The sequence below is a fragment of the Enterococcus sp. DIV0755b genome (assembly GCF_051713765.1).
GTDB classification, from domain to species: domain Bacteria; phylum Bacillota; class Bacilli; order Lactobacillales; family Enterococcaceae; genus Enterococcus_C; species Enterococcus_C canintestini.
In genome coordinates this window covers 2,365,449-2,380,140 of the sequence record NZ_JBIOQN010000001.1, presented here as the reverse complement: position 1 = coordinate 2,380,140, position 14,692 = coordinate 2,365,449, and the positions used below count along the sequence as shown (strand labels likewise).

The 14,692-nt window shown below is 36.7% G+C and carries 13 protein-coding genes; 12 read left to right on the top strand and 1 reads right to left on the bottom strand.

What is annotated here, in order from left to right:
• Nucleotides 1-336: 336 nt before the first annotated feature.
• From IGI65_RS11415 to IGI65_RS11405, 3 genes are all read left to right on the top strand, one after another.
• Nucleotides 337-2,082 (top strand): ABC transporter ATP-binding protein, encoded by a 1,746-nt coding sequence (locus IGI65_RS11415; RefSeq protein ID WP_412256618.1) that lies wholly within the window; start codon nucleotides 337-339, stop codon nucleotides 2,080-2,082.
• A gap of 97 nt (nucleotides 2,083-2,179) precedes the next feature.
• The gene (locus IGI65_RS11410; RefSeq protein ID WP_438774191.1) at nucleotides 2,180-3,934 is read left to right on the top strand and encodes an ABC transporter ATP-binding protein; all 1,755 of its coding nucleotides are present in this window, start codon (nucleotides 2,180-2,182) and stop codon (nucleotides 3,932-3,934) included.
• A 93-nt stretch (nucleotides 3,935-4,027) separates the two neighbouring features.
• The gene (locus IGI65_RS11405) at nucleotides 4,028-4,387 is read left to right on the top strand and encodes a hypothetical protein (protein WP_071865063.1); all 360 of its coding nucleotides are present in this window, start codon (nucleotides 4,028-4,030) and stop codon (nucleotides 4,385-4,387) included.
• Nucleotides 4,388-4,504: 117 nt separating this feature from the next.
• Here the strand turns inward: IGI65_RS11405 and rnhC are convergent, their stop codons facing one another.
• A complete protein-coding gene (gene rnhC, locus IGI65_RS11400; RefSeq protein WP_412256615.1) occupies nucleotides 4,505-5,449 on the bottom strand; it encodes a ribonuclease HIII in 945 nt (314 codons plus the stop codon).
• 292 nt (nucleotides 5,450-5,741) lie between these two features.
• On the opposite strand from rnhC, the gene IGI65_RS11395 reads away from it, so the two are divergent.
• The 9 genes from IGI65_RS11395 to IGI65_RS11355 all read left to right on the top strand — a co-directional run bounded on the left by IGI65_RS11395 (nucleotide 5,742) and on the right by IGI65_RS11355 (nucleotide 14,569).
• Nucleotides 5,742-6,191 carry a cell division protein ZapA gene (locus tag IGI65_RS11395; protein WP_071865065.1) on the top strand — a complete coding sequence of 150 codons (450 nt, stop codon included), beginning with the start codon at nucleotides 5,742-5,744 and terminating at the stop codon, nucleotides 6,189-6,191.
• A 3-nt stretch (nucleotides 6,192-6,194) separates the two neighbouring features.
• A complete protein-coding gene (locus tag IGI65_RS11390) occupies nucleotides 6,195-6,743 on the top strand; it encodes a CvpA family protein (protein ID WP_071865066.1) in 549 nt (182 codons plus the stop codon).
• A gap of 69 nt (nucleotides 6,744-6,812) precedes the next feature.
• Nucleotides 6,813-9,179: an endonuclease MutS2 gene (locus IGI65_RS11385; RefSeq protein ID WP_412256614.1), complete on the top strand. Its 2,367-nt coding sequence runs from the start codon at nucleotides 6,813-6,815 to the stop codon at nucleotides 9,177-9,179.
• Nucleotides 9,180-9,394: 215 nt separating this feature from the next.
• Nucleotides 9,395-9,709, top strand: coding sequence for a thioredoxin (gene trxA / locus IGI65_RS11380; protein WP_071865068.1), 315 nt, complete (start codon nucleotides 9,395-9,397; stop codon nucleotides 9,707-9,709).
• Between the two features lie 140 nt (nucleotides 9,710-9,849).
• A complete protein-coding gene (locus tag IGI65_RS11375) occupies nucleotides 9,850-10,833 on the top strand; it encodes a LacI family DNA-binding transcriptional regulator (protein WP_412256613.1) in 984 nt (327 codons plus the stop codon).
• Complete coding sequence (gene rbsK, locus IGI65_RS11370; protein ID WP_412256611.1) at nucleotides 10,830-11,732, top strand: ribokinase; 903 nt, start codon at nucleotides 10,830-10,832, stop codon at nucleotides 11,730-11,732. Before IGI65_RS11375 ends, rbsK begins: the two co-directional genes overlap by 4 nt.
• Entirely contained in the window at nucleotides 11,707-12,105 is a 399-nt protein-coding gene (rbsD, locus tag IGI65_RS11365; RefSeq protein WP_412256609.1) for a D-ribose pyranase, read from the top strand. Before rbsK ends, rbsD begins: the two co-directional genes overlap by 26 nt.
• A 12-nt stretch (nucleotides 12,106-12,117) precedes the next feature.
• A complete protein-coding gene (locus tag IGI65_RS11360) occupies nucleotides 12,118-13,602 on the top strand; it encodes a sugar ABC transporter ATP-binding protein (protein WP_412256634.1) in 1,485 nt (494 codons plus the stop codon).
• A 1-nt stretch (nucleotide 13,603) separates the two neighbouring features.
• The gene (locus IGI65_RS11355; RefSeq protein WP_412256607.1) at nucleotides 13,604-14,569 is read left to right on the top strand and encodes an ABC transporter permease; all 966 of its coding nucleotides are present in this window, start codon (nucleotides 13,604-13,606) and stop codon (nucleotides 14,567-14,569) included.
• The last annotated feature ends 123 nt before the right edge of the window (nucleotides 14,570-14,692 follow it).

Below are 14,692 nucleotides of genomic sequence, written 5' to 3'. Positions count from 1 at the left end.
AAGTACAAAAAAGCAAATATTTTTAAATATTTATGAATAAAATGCTTGTGTAATTTTTTAGAACCTGCTATTCTTTGTGTAACGTTTACAAAAAATTGGGAAGGAGGAAAGCATGATGATCAAATTAACAAAAAAAGAATTAACCCTATTCATCGCAAATAATTCCTTACTCCCGTATGATATTTCCAATTAGCTAAGCTGCTGAATTAACACTCAGACTCTGCCCTTGGTATACACGGGTAGAGTCTTTTTTGTGTGCAAAAATACAGAATATTAAAAAAATATTTGCGATAAACAAATACGCGGTTTATGGTGAATTTTAAATTGGAGGTTATCATGAGTTACGTTTTAAAGCACTTATTCACTTATATTAAACAACATAAAAAACGTTACGCTGTCGTTTTATTCTTTATGGTTTTAAACAGCGCATTAGCAGTTGTACCCACATATATTATTCGTCTTTTTATCGATGCGATTATTCAAAAGACGTTGACATTTTCTTTATTGCTACAATATGGTGGTATTTTTTCATTGACGATAATTTTATGTTATCTAGCAGATTTCACTTGGACCTATCTGTTATTTATTGGCTCGTATGACTTACAAAAAAGTTTACGCGAACAATTAATGGCCCATTTTCTAAAAATGGGCGCACCCTTTTACGAACGATTTCGTACGGGCGATTTAATGACACGTTCTAGTGACGATGTACAAGTGATGGGAATGACAGTCGGGTATGGCCTGATGGTATTTATGAATACGAGTTTATTTTTAGGCTTTATTTTGCTGATGATGGCAACTACTGTTTCGGGTCTATTAACACTTATCGCTTTACTTCCGATGCCAGTTTTAGCCTACTTCATTTTTAAATGGGGATCAAAAGTAGACCAACTTTTCACCGAAGCCCAAAAATCAGTTTCCGATTTAAATAGCGAAGTGCTAGAAATCATTGATGGTATTCGAGTGGTGCGAGCTTTTGGTCTAGAGGCAGAAACAACGACTGCTTTTGAAGCAAAAACAACTGCAGTGAAGGAAAAAAATAATCAAGTTTCAGAACTTGATTCACGTTTTGGTCCGTTAATTACGATTATTTTGGCCATTAGCTTTGTAGCAAGCTTTGGCGTAGGGGCATTTATGGTTCAAAACCAACAAATTACCGTTGGGGCTATGGTTTCTTTTCAAGTTTATTTAACAATGATTGTATGGCCGATGATTTCTGCGGGCGATTTGGTAAACGTCATGCAACAAGGGGCTGCTTCTTGGCGGCGGATTAATGAAGTCTTAAAAGCAAAAGATAATTTAGAAGAAGATGGAACGAAAGAATTAACCCAAATTGAAGAAATTAGTTTTGAAAACTATGATTTTTCATATCCGTCAAGTACTCAAAACGTTTTACAGCAGGTAAATCTGACGATTAATAAAGGCCAATTGATTGGTATTGTTGGTAAAACCGGTAGTGGTAAAACGACGTTACTACGCCAATTACTTCACCGCTATCCTTATTCGGCGCAAGTGCCACAATTAAACGGACATCCATTAACGGACTATAAGTCCTGTGATGTACGGGGGCAATTTGCGGAAGTACCACAAGAACATACACTATTTTCACGTACGATTAAAGAAAATTTATTGTTTGGTAAAAGTGATGCCACCGAAGCTGAACTTTGGCAAGCTTTAAAGGCCGCTGCTTTGGCCGATGATATCAAAAAAATGCCAGAACAGTTGGAAACGTTAATTGGTGAAAAAGGAATGTCACTATCTGGCGGACAAAAACAGCGTTTGGCTTTAGCCCGTGCTTTTTTACGTCAGAGTCACGTTTTATTATTAGATGATGCGCTTTCTGCTGTCGATGCCAAAACGGAACAAGCAATTATTGATCAGTTAAAGCAAGTACAAGAAAAACAAACAGCGATTATTGTGACGCATCGGCTCTCTGCAATTACCACAGCCGATCAAATCATTGTGTTAGAAGAGGGAAAAGTGGTGCAACAAGGCACGCATCACGCGTTAATTCAAACACCAGGCTGGTATCAAGAGCAATATTACCATCAGCAATTAAATGAAGAAAAAACGAAAAGTTAAAACGCCATACCGCAATAATTAACGAAAATTAAGCTAATTTCTTTTGCTAGCTTTAATTTTAAAGGGTTGTTTTACTTATTTAAAAGGAGTTGAAAACATGCTTCAGACAATCAGAAGGCTTTTAGGTTATGTCAAAGCTCATAAATTGATTTTTAGTATTAGTGTGGGCTTACTAATTGTAGCATCTGGCTTGGAACTTATCTCACCTTTAATTGCCAAGCGCATGATTGATAGTGTAATGACGCCAGCTTTTGATACGGGAAATTTGCCGCTATTATTATTAATTCAGTTGCTGTCATTTTATTTATTGTTAAATATCGCTGGTTCCCTTTTTCGCTATTTTAGTATTTTACAGTTGCGTAAAATGGCCAATCAAATTGTTAAAAGAATGCGAGATCAGCTATTTAACCATTTGCATCAATTACCGATTTCTTATTTTGATAAATTACCTGCCGGCAAAATCGTGGCGCGTATCACAAATGATACAGAGGTTTTACGCTCCAGTTTTTACGTCAGTGTCATTAGTAATTTATTAAGCAATATTATTCAAATTATTGGTGTTTATATTGCGATATTTCTATTAGATCCCCGCTTAGGTACAGCTTTATTGCTGCTGTTACCACTATTAGTATTATGGCAACATTTTTATACAAAACGAGCTTCTAAATATAATCTGGCTATGCGGGAGTATATTTCACAAATTAGTGGGCAATTAAACGAATTCATTCAAGGGGTAGCGATAATTCAAGCCTTTCAAAAAGAAAAACAATTATTAAATGAATTTCGCCAAACTGTAACCAAATGGTTTAACGTCGGTAAAAAAGCTTTATTCTTAGATGCCGGAGCGGCTTGGGGACTTGGTACCTTTTTACGCAATGCCACCATTTTATTAGTAGTGACCACTTTAGCTAGTTTCTTTTTAAACGGTCAGTTGGCTATTTCAGCGGGATTACTGTATGCCTTTATTGACTACATTAACAGACTGTTTGATCCAATTGAAGGAATGGTCCAAACTGTTGCTGGTGTGCAACAATCACTAGCGGCAGGGACTAGAATTTTTGACTTGGCGGATGAAAAGATTGAAAGTCAAGAAACGAAAAGCATTCAAATAGAAAAAGGCGCAGTTGCTTTTCAAGATGTTTCGTTTGGCTATACAGCCGATCAAACCGTTTTACATGATATTAACTTTACCGCCAAACCAGGAGAAACGGTGGCTTTAGTGGGGCATACTGGTTCGGGTAAGTCGAGTATTTTAAATTTACTTTTTCGTTTTTATGAACCCAATAGCGGGGCTATTTTCATCGATAATCAAAAAATTTCAGATTATAGTCGTCAGTCACTGCGACACTTTATGGCCATTGTGATGCAAGACCCTTATTTATTTAGTGGCACGATTGCTAGTAATATTAATATGGGGGATAAAAGTATTAGTGACGCGATGGTTTTAGATGCTTTAAAACAAGTTGGCGCAGAATATTTGGTCAAACGCTATCCTAAAGGTATTCACCAGCCGGTAGTGGAAAAAGGTCAAGCATTTTCTAGCGGTGAAAGACAGTTAATTAGTTTTGCGCGGGCGTTAGTATTTAATCCTAAAATTTTAATTTTAGATGAAGCAACTAGTCATGTGGATACTCAAACGGAAACGATTATCCAAAAAGCGATGGAAGTCTTGCAAAAAGGACGGACGACTTTTATCATTGCCCATCGTCTTTCGACAATTAAAGAGGCAGATGAAATTTTAGTTTTAGAAGATGGTCGTATTATTGAGCGAGGCTCGCATCAAAGCTTACTGGAAAAATCGGGTATTTATTATCAAATGTATCAGATGCAAGCGGCACAATTGTCGGCTTAAGAGCTCGGTTTTGACATTTAAAGTCCCTGTGTTAAAATCGAAACAGACATTTTTGATGTTTGAAATTGATTTTTAACGGATTGGAAGTTTAACATGATCAGTGATATTTTGAGTTTATTTATTATGATTTTAGTCGGAATTTATAGTGCGCTGTTTTTGAGTACAGGGGTTTGGTTATTGTACCTTCAAATTAAAAGTAGGATCAGTAAAATGGATCAAAATAGCTGGGAAAACTATTTTAATAAAATTAAACCTAAAGGTGTTATCCTGCGTGTTTTAATTTGTTATGTAATTGTCTTGGCGTTAATTGCGACTTTAAATACTTTTGCAATTTGGCAAGGTAATTTTTACTATGGTATTTTAATGGTTGCTTGTGGTTTATTCCATATTTTTTATAAATTCCAAACGCAAAAAGGTGATTTCAGCAAACTTTTTAAAGGTCCTAAATCTTAGTTTACTTTTTAAGCTGAAAATACCCAAAAGATGTATCTGCCAGTCGTTTTTGACGACTACTGCTTCGTATAAAAAAGAAGTAGTAAAACAGTCATATATCTTTTGGGTATTTATTTTTTAGAAGCCGGCGATCTTTTCTGCTTTTTTTGTATTGGCAAAATGCAACTTGGCATATTTAGCTAGTAAGTTTATGCCACCTTGTTGTAATATTTTGGCAGCTACTTGATCAGATTTATTGCCCGCACCAGAAGGAAGTAAAAAGCCCAGATTTTTAGAAGCCCTCTCTAACTCTTCTAAAAAACTAGCCCGACATAAAATAGAGGCGGCTGCGACAGCTAAATGATATTGTTCTCCTTTTGTAATAAAGTGAAGATCTGTCGTGACTGGGTTTTTTTCTTGCCGTAAATATTTTTTGTAGTTTGCCTCTGAGGTAAATTGGTCAATGAGGATACCTTCTGCTTTTGTAGGGGCAATTTTTTGTTGCAATAGGTAAATCGCTTGATTGTGCAGCGCGACCTTCATTCGCACGGCATTATATTTGGGCTGAATCTCGTTATATTTTTCTGGTGTAACCACTAGTTTTTGAAAAGGAACTGTTTCAGCAATTTTTGGTGCCAGTTGGCGAATTTCTTTGTCGGTCAACATTTTAGAATCTTTGACGCCGATTTTTTTTAAATAAGAGAGGTTTTCTTTTGCTGCATAGACAGCACAAACTACTAAAGGTCCAAAATAACTACCGTTGCCTACTTCGTCACTGCCAATGATACTTTTTTTAGAAAAATCTTTTGGTAAATGGGTTGCGACTGCGCTTGTTTTTTGAGGGGCATTTTTATTGTCATTTGGCTTTATACTGGCTTGTGCTTTGTCCCATTTTGCGGCTTCTGACTGTGCATTTGGTCCTTGAAACATTACTTTTCCTGAAGTATAGCCGGTGATAGTGACACCGTTTTTTTTAGCGACAAATAATGTATATGGGTTTTTATTTGGAACGCTTTTTGTCGCATAATGAGTTTTTAGCTGGTCTAATTGGACATTACTAAGTTTTAAGACAATCGTATTCATATAAACTTCCTTTGTTTAGTATTTCTTTATTTTAATAATTGATAGGCTTTCACTGTATCATCGTAATAGTAAAAGAGCCATTTTTAGTCAGTCTTTTTTACTAGATTGGCTCTTAGATTTTAACATAGATTCAAAAAAGCGTAAGGGAAGTAAGAGATTTTTATCTAATCATGGAAATTTTATCTTTTTTCCCCTATAATATACAGGAGTTTGCCACTTAAACATTTCGTGGTAAAAATGCTATAATAGTGCAGTTGTTTTTGTGAAAGTTATGAAGAAGGGAAGACAAAGCATGGTAGCGGAACGCAAACGCTATAAAGCTGTGATTGCCAATCGCACCTATACGATTATTGGTGAGAAGAGTGGACAGCATATGAAGCTGGTCACAAAACTGGTTAATGAACAGCTTAATGAAATTAAAGCTATTTCACCCCAAATAAATGATGAACAAGCCGCAATTTTACTGGCAGTTAATGCGGTCTCAGATCAAGTCGACAAGCAAGAAGAAGTACTGCGTTTACAAAAAGAAGTGCAAGAATTGCGGGAAAAAACTGTTAGAATTGTTGAATTAGAAAATCGCGTAAAACGAATTGAAGCAATTGAAAACGAAGCCCGTAAGTATTTAGCCGAGCAAGGCAAATCAGATATTAAAATAAAAAATCATGTTCAGGCACAGCAAATTTTAAATGAAGCCCGTAAAAATCAAATTAAACAAAAGACGTCTTTGGACAGAAAGGATTAACAGATGATCGGATTACTTATCATCCTGATACTCGTGATTGCGTTTTATATCGGAGGTCGCAGGGGAGCACCGTTACAGCTGGCCCATACGTTAGGTTATGCTTTATCTTTTGCGATAGCGTGTTTTAGCTATCAGAGTTTGGCAAAGAAATTAGAATTATTTGTTCCTTATCCTTCCATTACGCCAGATGCGAAAATGGCTTTTTACAGTCAAACCGAATCGTTAGATCTGGATAAGGCTTATTATGCTGCGATTGCTTTTTTACTAGTTATGTTTATTGGCTGGCTGATTACGAGTTTAGTCGCGGTATTTTTAAACAATTTGCGTTTTAAACGCTTATTGGAAAATTACGATTGGGTTTTAGGCGGCTTATTAAACGCACTGACAGCGTATATAGTTATCTTTTTTGTGCTATTTGTGTTAGCAATGATTCCTCTAGCAACCGTGCAAAATATCTTTTTTAATCACTTTTCTGCTCGCATGATTGTGGAACATTCTTTTATTTTGTCTTGGCTTTTTAAAAATCTGTGGGTAACAAGTATTCTTGGTTAAAAAACAGGGCAGTGTTTGGCAGTAGCTAAACTGTCCTGTTTTTCATAATGAAATAGGTAGGTGAAACAAATGAATAAAAGAATCTATGAAACATTAGAACTTTCCCGTGTGAAGCAAATGGTCGCAAATTACCTTCAAACTGCCCAAGGGCAAGAAGAGTTAGAAAATTTAGTACCAAGTATTGATGAAACGGTAATAAATAGTTGGTTAAATGAAACCGAAGATGGTTTAAAAGTCCAACGTTTACGCGGTGGCATCCCAATTCCAAAAATTGAAAATATCCGGCCCCAAATGAAACGAATTGAAATTGGCGCGGATTTAAATGGTCCTGAATTAGCGCAAATCGCCCGTGTTTTATCCACAGCCGGACAAGTCAGAAAATTTATCGCTGACTTAAAGGAAAGTGAAATCGAATTTTTGCGTCTTTATGATTGGGCCGAACAATTGGAACACTTACCAGATTTAACCCGTCGCTTACAGACGGCAATTGATGAAGATGGCTATGTGACAGATGAAGCCTCTAGTGAGCTAAAAATGATTCGCCAAAATATTCGGCGCAGTGAACAAACTATTCGAGAACAATTAGATGGAATTTTGCGGGGGAATAATGCGCGCTATTTAAGTGATACGATTATTACAATGCGTAACGATCGTTATGTCATTCCAGTCAAACAAGAATATCGCAGCGTTTTTGGCGGTGTCGTCCACGATCAAAGCTCCTCTGGTCAAACTCTTTTCATCGAACCTAAACAAATTGTTGACTCCAATAATCGCTTGCGTCAGCATCAAATTAATGAACGGCAAGAAATTGAACGAATTTTAGCCGAACTTTCAGCGGAATTAGTACCTTATCAAAAAGAAATCATTCATAATGCTTTTGTCTTAGGAAAATTTGATTTGATGAACGCAAAAGCTCGTTTTGGTAAAGAATTAAATGCAGTTGTGCCTGCTATTAGCGCTGAAAATCACGTCTACTTTAAACAAGCGCGTCATCCTTTAATTGATCAAGAAGTCGTGGTGGCAAACGATATTATGATTGGTCAAGATTTTCAAGCCGTAGTGATTACGGGCCCAAATACAGGTGGTAAAACGATTACGTTAAAAACTTTAGGCTTATTGCAATTAATGGGTCAGTCAGGGCTACCCCTTCCAGTAGCTGAAGAGAGTCAAATGGGGATTTTCCATGAGATTTTTGCCGATATTGGTGACGAACAGTCAATCGAACAAAGCTTATCAACCTTTTCTTCTCATATGACAAATATTGTTGCGATTTTAGCAAAAGTGGATGAACACAGTTTAGTTTTATTTGATGAACTGGGTGCTGGGACTGATCCACAAGAAGGTGCTGCACTGGCTATTGCGATTTTAGACGCATTGGGCGCTAAATCTGCTTATGTAATGGCAACAACTCACTATCCGGAATTAAAAGTCTATGGCTATAATCGTAGCAACACAATTAATGCGAGCATGGAATTTGATGTTGATACGCTTAGTCCGACTTATCGTTTATTAATTGGGGTACCAGGGAGTAGTAATGCCTTTGAAATCTCGAAACGTTTAGGCTTGGATAACCACATTATTGATGCCGCCAAACAAATTATGGATGGTGAAAGTCAAGACTTAAATGAAATGATTGCAGATTTAGAAAACAGACGGAAGATGACGGAAACGGAATATTTAGAAGTTCGCCATTATGTCGATGAAGCGGAAAAATTACAACGAGAATTAAAAGAGGCTTATAGTTATTTCTTTGAAGAACGGGAAAAAGAGTTAGCCAAAGCTAAAAAAGAGGCCAATCAAATTATCGATGAAGCCAAGTCAGAAGCTGAGGTCATTATTTCAGACTTACGTAAAAAGCAGTTGGCAGCTGGTCAAGCGCAAGTAAAAGAGCATGAATTGATCGATGCTCGCAGTAAACTAGATAATTTACGGCAAGAAGACAATCAACTTAAGAAAAATAAAGTTTTGCAAAAAGCGAAACAAAAGAAAAAACTAAAAGTTGGCGATGAAGTATTAGTGGCTTCTTACGGTCAAAGAGGAACCTTGATTCAAAAAATGAGCGATGGCAATTGGCAAGTACAATTAGGTATTTTGAAGATGACACTACCAGAAAGTGAATTACAAAGTGTAGCGCCTGTTAAAGAACCAATCCAACGTGTTGTAAGTACTGTTCGTTCTGATAATAGTAGTCATGTTGCGACTCAACTGGATTTAAGAGGGAAGCGGTATGAGGAAGCTTTAAATGAAGTTGATCAGTATTTAGATGCCGCTATTTTAGCTGGTTATCCCCAAGTAACGATTGTTCATGGCAAGGGAACTGGCGCTTTACGCCAAGGAATTACAGATTATTTGAAAAATCATCGGAGTGTCAAAAGCTTTGAATTTGCTCCGCCAAATCAAGGTGGAAATGGGGCAACAGTGGTTAAATTTAAATAATTAAAAAAGATTTAACACGTTTGCTTTTAAAAAGCGCGTTGTTTAGCGCGTTTGGTGCTATCTTTTTGAGCACTTACCAATTGTAAGCAAAAAAATGTCATCATAAACTTTTCAGTGCTATACTCTCTTTAGAGAAATGATCAATCTTACTTAAGGTTATCATTTGGGGAAATCCAATTGGGAAGATGCCCAATAGTAAAATCGGAGGTAATATTATGTCAAAAGCAGTTACAGATGCAACATTTGCAAGTGAAACAGATGAAGGTTTAGTTTTAGTCGATTTTTGGGCAACTTGGTGTGGTCCTTGTCGCATGCAAGCACCGATTTTAGATCAATTAGCCGCTAGTCATGACGAAGATGAATTAAAAATTGTAAAAATGGATGTGGATGAAAACCCTGAAACACCCGCACAATTTGGCGTTATGAGTATCCCAACTTTATTACTTAAAAAAGACGGGGAAGTTGTCGATAAAGTAATCGGGGTTCACACAAAAGATCAATTAGAACAATTAATTGCATCTCATTTATAAAATATTGTTTTGCTGATTAGCCGGCATTTAGCCGGCTTTTTTCATTTTTACATAAAAAAATAATCTTAAGTGGTTGCAATTTAAGATTAAATCATTTATATTATCTGTGTAAACGGTTACACACGAAAGATGGTGAACAGATGGCAACGATTCGCGATGTCGCAAAATTGGCAGGATTATCTGTCGCAACAGTTTCAAGAGCAATTAACGGTAGTGGCTATGTAAGTGAAGAATCCCGCCAAAAAATTGAGCATGCAGTAGCAGAACTAGATTTTCGTCCGAATGAAGTCGCACGCTCGCTTTTTCAAAAAAAATCAAAACTAGTGGGCCTACTGTTACCCGATATCTCTAATCCTTTTTTCCCTTTATTGGCTAAAGGAGTAGAAGATTTTTTACAAAAAAAAGGCTATCAAGTTATTTTAGGCAATGTGCAAGAAAATCCTGAACGCGCTAACGACTATCTTCATGCTTTTCATCAAAATAATGTAGCTGGCGTCTTATCAGCAGTTGATAACGACTATGCTTTTTATGATAATGTTCATCCGCTAGTATTTTTAGATCGGGTGGGTAATGATTCAGAGTACTCGATTCACGCCGATGATGTTTCCGGTGGTGCCATAGCAGCAAGAGCTGTTTTAAAAAGAAAGACCAAACAAATTATCGTGATTTCTGGTCCAAAAGAAATTGATCGTTCTAAAGAAAGGCTACAAGGTGTTTTGAGTGTTTTAGAGGAATCAAAAAAAGATTATTCCCTCGTACACTCAGCCTCGTTTTTACTAGAAGATGCGATTATTACCGCACAAACAGTTTTTAAACAATTTCCCACAGTCGATACAGTTATTGCGCCAAGTGACATTCATGCGATTGCATTAATTCAAGAGGCTTATCGACACAATATAAAAGTCCCTGAAGACTTGCAAGTAATCGGTTATGATGATATTCCCATTAGTAATTTAGTGGTGCCGCCACTAACAACGATTCATCAACCAGCTTATGAAATGGGATATAAAGGAGCAGAGATGCTTTACAAGCTGATGAATGAACAAGAAGTAAAACAAAAAAAATTGATTTTACCTACTCGTTTAATTGAACGGGATACTCTACGAAAGAAGGAAACACAATGAAAATAACAGTGGTAGGAAGTATGTCGACTGATTTTGTAGTGACGACAAAAGTGAAACCAAATCAAGGCGAAACAGTTTTTGGTGAAAAATTTTCGACTGCTTTTGGTGGTAAAGGAGCCAATCAAGCGGTAGCGGCCAGTCGCTTAGGTTTGGATGTTGCAATGGTAGGAGCAGTGGGGAAGGATGATTTTGGCACAGAAATTGTTGCAAATTTAGTTAAAAATGGTGTTGATGTAACTTGTGTGGAACGGGTTACACATACTGAGAGTGGTTCAGCTCACATTGTTTTATACGAAAATGATAACAGTATTATTGTAATTCCTGGTGCGAATAATGAAGTAAAGCCGGCAACTATGACTAAGTTCCAATCCCAACTACTAGCCAGTGATTTAGTTATTTTACAAAATGAAATCCCGCAAGAAACAAATGAGGCAATCATTGATTTTTGTTGGCAAAATGGTATTAAAACGCTTTTAAATCCAGCGCCAGCCCGCAGTATTGCTAAAGAGTATATTGAAAAATTAACGTATTTAACACCCAATGAACATGAATCAGCCATTATCTTTCCTGACCAGAGCCGTTCAGAAGTTTTGGCACAATACCCAAACAAATTAATTATCACGCTTGGTGCGATGGGCGCCATTTATCACGACGGAACAAAAGAAGAAATTATTCCCGCTTTTGAAGTTCAGCCGGTCGATACAACTGGTGCTGGCGATACATTTAACGCTGCCATGGCAACTGCTTTACTACAAGGATTAAAAATGTCTGAGGCTTTACGTTTTGCTAATTTAGCTGCGGCAATTTCTGTCCAAGGTTTCGGTGCTCAAGGTGGTATGCCAACACTAGAAAAAATAAAGGAGCAAAAACAGTATGAAAAAGCATGGAATTTTGAATAGTGAGGTTACCAAAGTTTTAACCGATTTAGGACATACTGATCAAATTACCATTGGAGATGCCGGCTTACCGGTACCCAATGATGTTAAGAAAATTGATTTGGCTTTAAAATTTGGCTTACCTAGCTTTCAAGAAGTGTTACAAACGGTTTTAAGTGATATGGCAATTGAAAAAGTTTTTTTAGCTGAAGAGATTAAAAGTCAAAATAGCAGTCAATTGCAAGCAATTTTGAAAGCGCTACCTGATGATATCGAAATAATTTATCTCAGTCATGAGGAATTTAAAATACAAACACAGACGAGTAAAGCCATTATCCGTAGCGGTGAAGTAACGCCTTTTTCCAATATTATTTTACAATCGGCTGTCATCTTTTAAGGAGGTTCTATGATGCATGTTGCAATGAAAAATATTTCAAAATCTTTTGGTACCAATCAGGTTTTACGCGACGTTAGTATTGAATTAAAAAGCGGCGAAATTCACGCATTGATGGGGGAAAATGGCGCAGGTAAGTCAACGCTTATGAACATCTTAACCGGACTACACAAAAAAGATTCTGGCACGATTTTAATTGATGGCCAAGAAAAAGTCTTTTCTAGTCCCAAAGAAGCCGAAGAATTTGGCATTAGCTTTATTCACCAAGAAATGAATTCATGGCCCCAAATGACAGTGCTAGAAAATTTATTTCTAAATAGTGAATTAAAAAATTCTTTTGGCTTACTGGATATAAAAAAAATGAGGAATGTTGCGTTGGAACATTTTCATGATTTAGGAATCTCCCTTGATTTGGATAAAGAGTTAGAAGAGCTTTCAGTAGGTCAGCAACAAATGATTGAGATTACAAAGTCGCTTATGACGGATGCAAAAATTTTGATTATGGATGAACCTACTGCTGCACTATCTGAAACAGAAATTAAAGCATTGTTTAAAATTATTATGCAACTAAAAGAACAAGGAGTGGCAATTGTTTATATTTCTCACCGGATGGAAGAAATTTTCCAAATTAGTGATGAAATTACGGTGATGCGAGACGGTTTATCGATTGATACAACCAAAACAAGTGAAACCAATGTAAATGAAGTGGTGCGTAAAATGGTTGGAAGAGAAATTTCTGATTATTATCCAGAAAAAAACGCGGCGATTGGTGAAGTAATCTTTACCGCTGAGAACTTAACTGCTACAAATGGTACTTTTAAAGATATTTCTTTTAGCGTTAGAAGTGGTGAAATTGTCGGTTTTTCTGGCTTAATGGGAGCTGGTCGAACAGAAATTATGCGGGGAATCTTTGGTTTGGACCCCTTATCAAAAGGCACTATTACAATTGAAGGAGTTATTAAAAAAATTGAATCACCAGCTAAATCGATTCAAAATGGTATCGGCTTTTTGACAGAAGATCGAAAGTCAGAAGGATTAGTCTTAGATTTTTCTGTGTTAGATAATATTAGCTTGCCTTCCATTGATGGTTTTGTAAAAAATGGTGTAATTGATAAAAAAACTGAAGCAGAATTTGCCGAGCTATTGATCAAACGCCTATTAATTAAAGTGCAATCAGCTGAAGATATCGTCGGAGATTTATCGGGAGGTAATCAGCAAAAAGTCGTTTTAGCCAAATGGATTGGAGCCGGCCCTAAAGTTTTAATTTTAGATGAACCAACTCGTGGTGTCGACGTCGGGGCTAAACGGGAAATTTATCAACTAATCAATGAACTAGCTGATCGTGGTGTCGCGATTATCGTTGTCTCAAGTGACTTACCTGAAGTAATGGGGATAAGCGATCGTATTTTAGTGATACACGAAGGCAAAATTAACGGTGAATTACAAAAGAAAGATTTTGACCAAGAAAAAATTATGACCTATGCCACAGGAGGAAAATAAAATGGAGAATAAAAAGAACGTCGCAAAAAAGAGCAATTTTGACGCAGCCGGTATTGTCACAAAGCTAGGGCCCTTATTGGCACTGATTGTCTTGGTTATTGTCGTTTCGGTTATGAATCGTGAATTTTTAAACCCAAATAATTTATTAAATTTACTACGCCAAGTAGCAGCGAACGGTTTTATTGCCTTTGGGATGACCTTTGTTATTTTGACAGGTGGAATTGATTTGTCTGTTGGATCGACTTTAGCACTCTCTAGCGCATTAACAGCTGGCTTTATTGCAAATGGAATGAGTGCGCCATTGGCAGTTTTAATTGGCCTTTTAACCGGTGCAATCTTAGGTGCGATTAATGGCTTGTTAATCTCAAAAGGAAGTATGGCGCCTTTTATTGCCACTTTGGCGACAATGACAATTTATCGCGGTGCAACACTTGTTTACACCAAAGGAAATCCGATTACAGGTTTAGGAGATAGTTTCTTCTTTAGCTTTTTAGGTCGTGGTTATTTATTTGGCATTCCTTTTCCTGTCGTTTTACTTTTCATTATGTTTATTATTTTGTTTGTCTTGTTGCACAAAACGGCATTTGGTAAGAAAACTTACGCTATTGGTGGAAATGAAAAAGCGGCCTTTGTGGCAGGGGTAAAAATTGATAAAATTAAAATCTTAATTTACTCCTTATCAGGCTTAATGGCAGCTATTAGCGGCATGATTATTACCTCACGTCTAAATTCAGCGCAACCGACTGCTGGCCAATCTTATGAAATGGATGCCATCGCTTCTGTTGTGTTAGGGGGAACGAGCCTTTCAGGCGGGAAAGGTCGGATTTTTGGTACGCTAGTGGGTGCTTTAATCATTGGAACATTAAACAACGGCTTGAATTTACTAGGCGTTTCAAGTTTTTATCAACAAATTGTCAAAGGGATCGTCATTGTTATTGCTGTATTATTAGACCGTAAAAAGAAATAAGCACAATTTTGCGTAAAGTATTGTAAGCCCTTTAATTACTTTTTTATAAACAGCAGCACTTTAAACGGTTTTTAGGAAAATGATTTTCCTTTAAAAGAAATTCACTCATATGAGGAGGAAGAA

Coding starts and splice junctions, on each gene's coding strand:
- rnhC (WP_412256615.1), bottom strand. CDS start 5,449: ATGAATACGATTGTCTTAAAACTTAGTAATGTCCAATTAGACCAGCTA.
- IGI65_RS11375 (WP_412256613.1), top strand. CDS start 9,850: ATGGCAACGATTCGCGATGTCGCAAAATTGGCAGGATTATCTGTCGCA.
- IGI65_RS11390 (WP_071865066.1), top strand. CDS start 6,195: ATGATCGGATTACTTATCATCCTGATACTCGTGATTGCGTTTTATATC.
- IGI65_RS11415 (WP_412256618.1), top strand. CDS start 337: ATGAGTTACGTTTTAAAGCACTTATTCACTTATATTAAACAACATAAA.
- rbsD (WP_412256609.1), top strand. CDS start 11,707: ATGAAAAAGCATGGAATTTTGAATAGTGAGGTTACCAAAGTTTTAACC.
- IGI65_RS11410 (WP_438774191.1), top strand. CDS start 2,180: ATGCTTCAGACAATCAGAAGGCTTTTAGGTTATGTCAAAGCTCATAAA.
- IGI65_RS11355 (WP_412256607.1), top strand. CDS start 13,604: ATGGAGAATAAAAAGAACGTCGCAAAAAAGAGCAATTTTGACGCAGCC.
- IGI65_RS11395 (WP_071865065.1), top strand. CDS start 5,742: ATGGTAGCGGAACGCAAACGCTATAAAGCTGTGATTGCCAATCGCACC.
- IGI65_RS11405 (WP_071865063.1), top strand. CDS start 4,028: ATGATCAGTGATATTTTGAGTTTATTTATTATGATTTTAGTCGGAATT.
- IGI65_RS11385 (WP_412256614.1), top strand. CDS start 6,813: ATGAATAAAAGAATCTATGAAACATTAGAACTTTCCCGTGTGAAGCAA.
- rbsK (WP_412256611.1), top strand. CDS start 10,830: ATGAAAATAACAGTGGTAGGAAGTATGTCGACTGATTTTGTAGTGACG.
- trxA (WP_071865068.1), top strand. CDS start 9,395: ATGTCAAAAGCAGTTACAGATGCAACATTTGCAAGTGAAACAGATGAA.
- IGI65_RS11360 (WP_412256634.1), top strand. CDS start 12,118: ATGCATGTTGCAATGAAAAATATTTCAAAATCTTTTGGTACCAATCAG.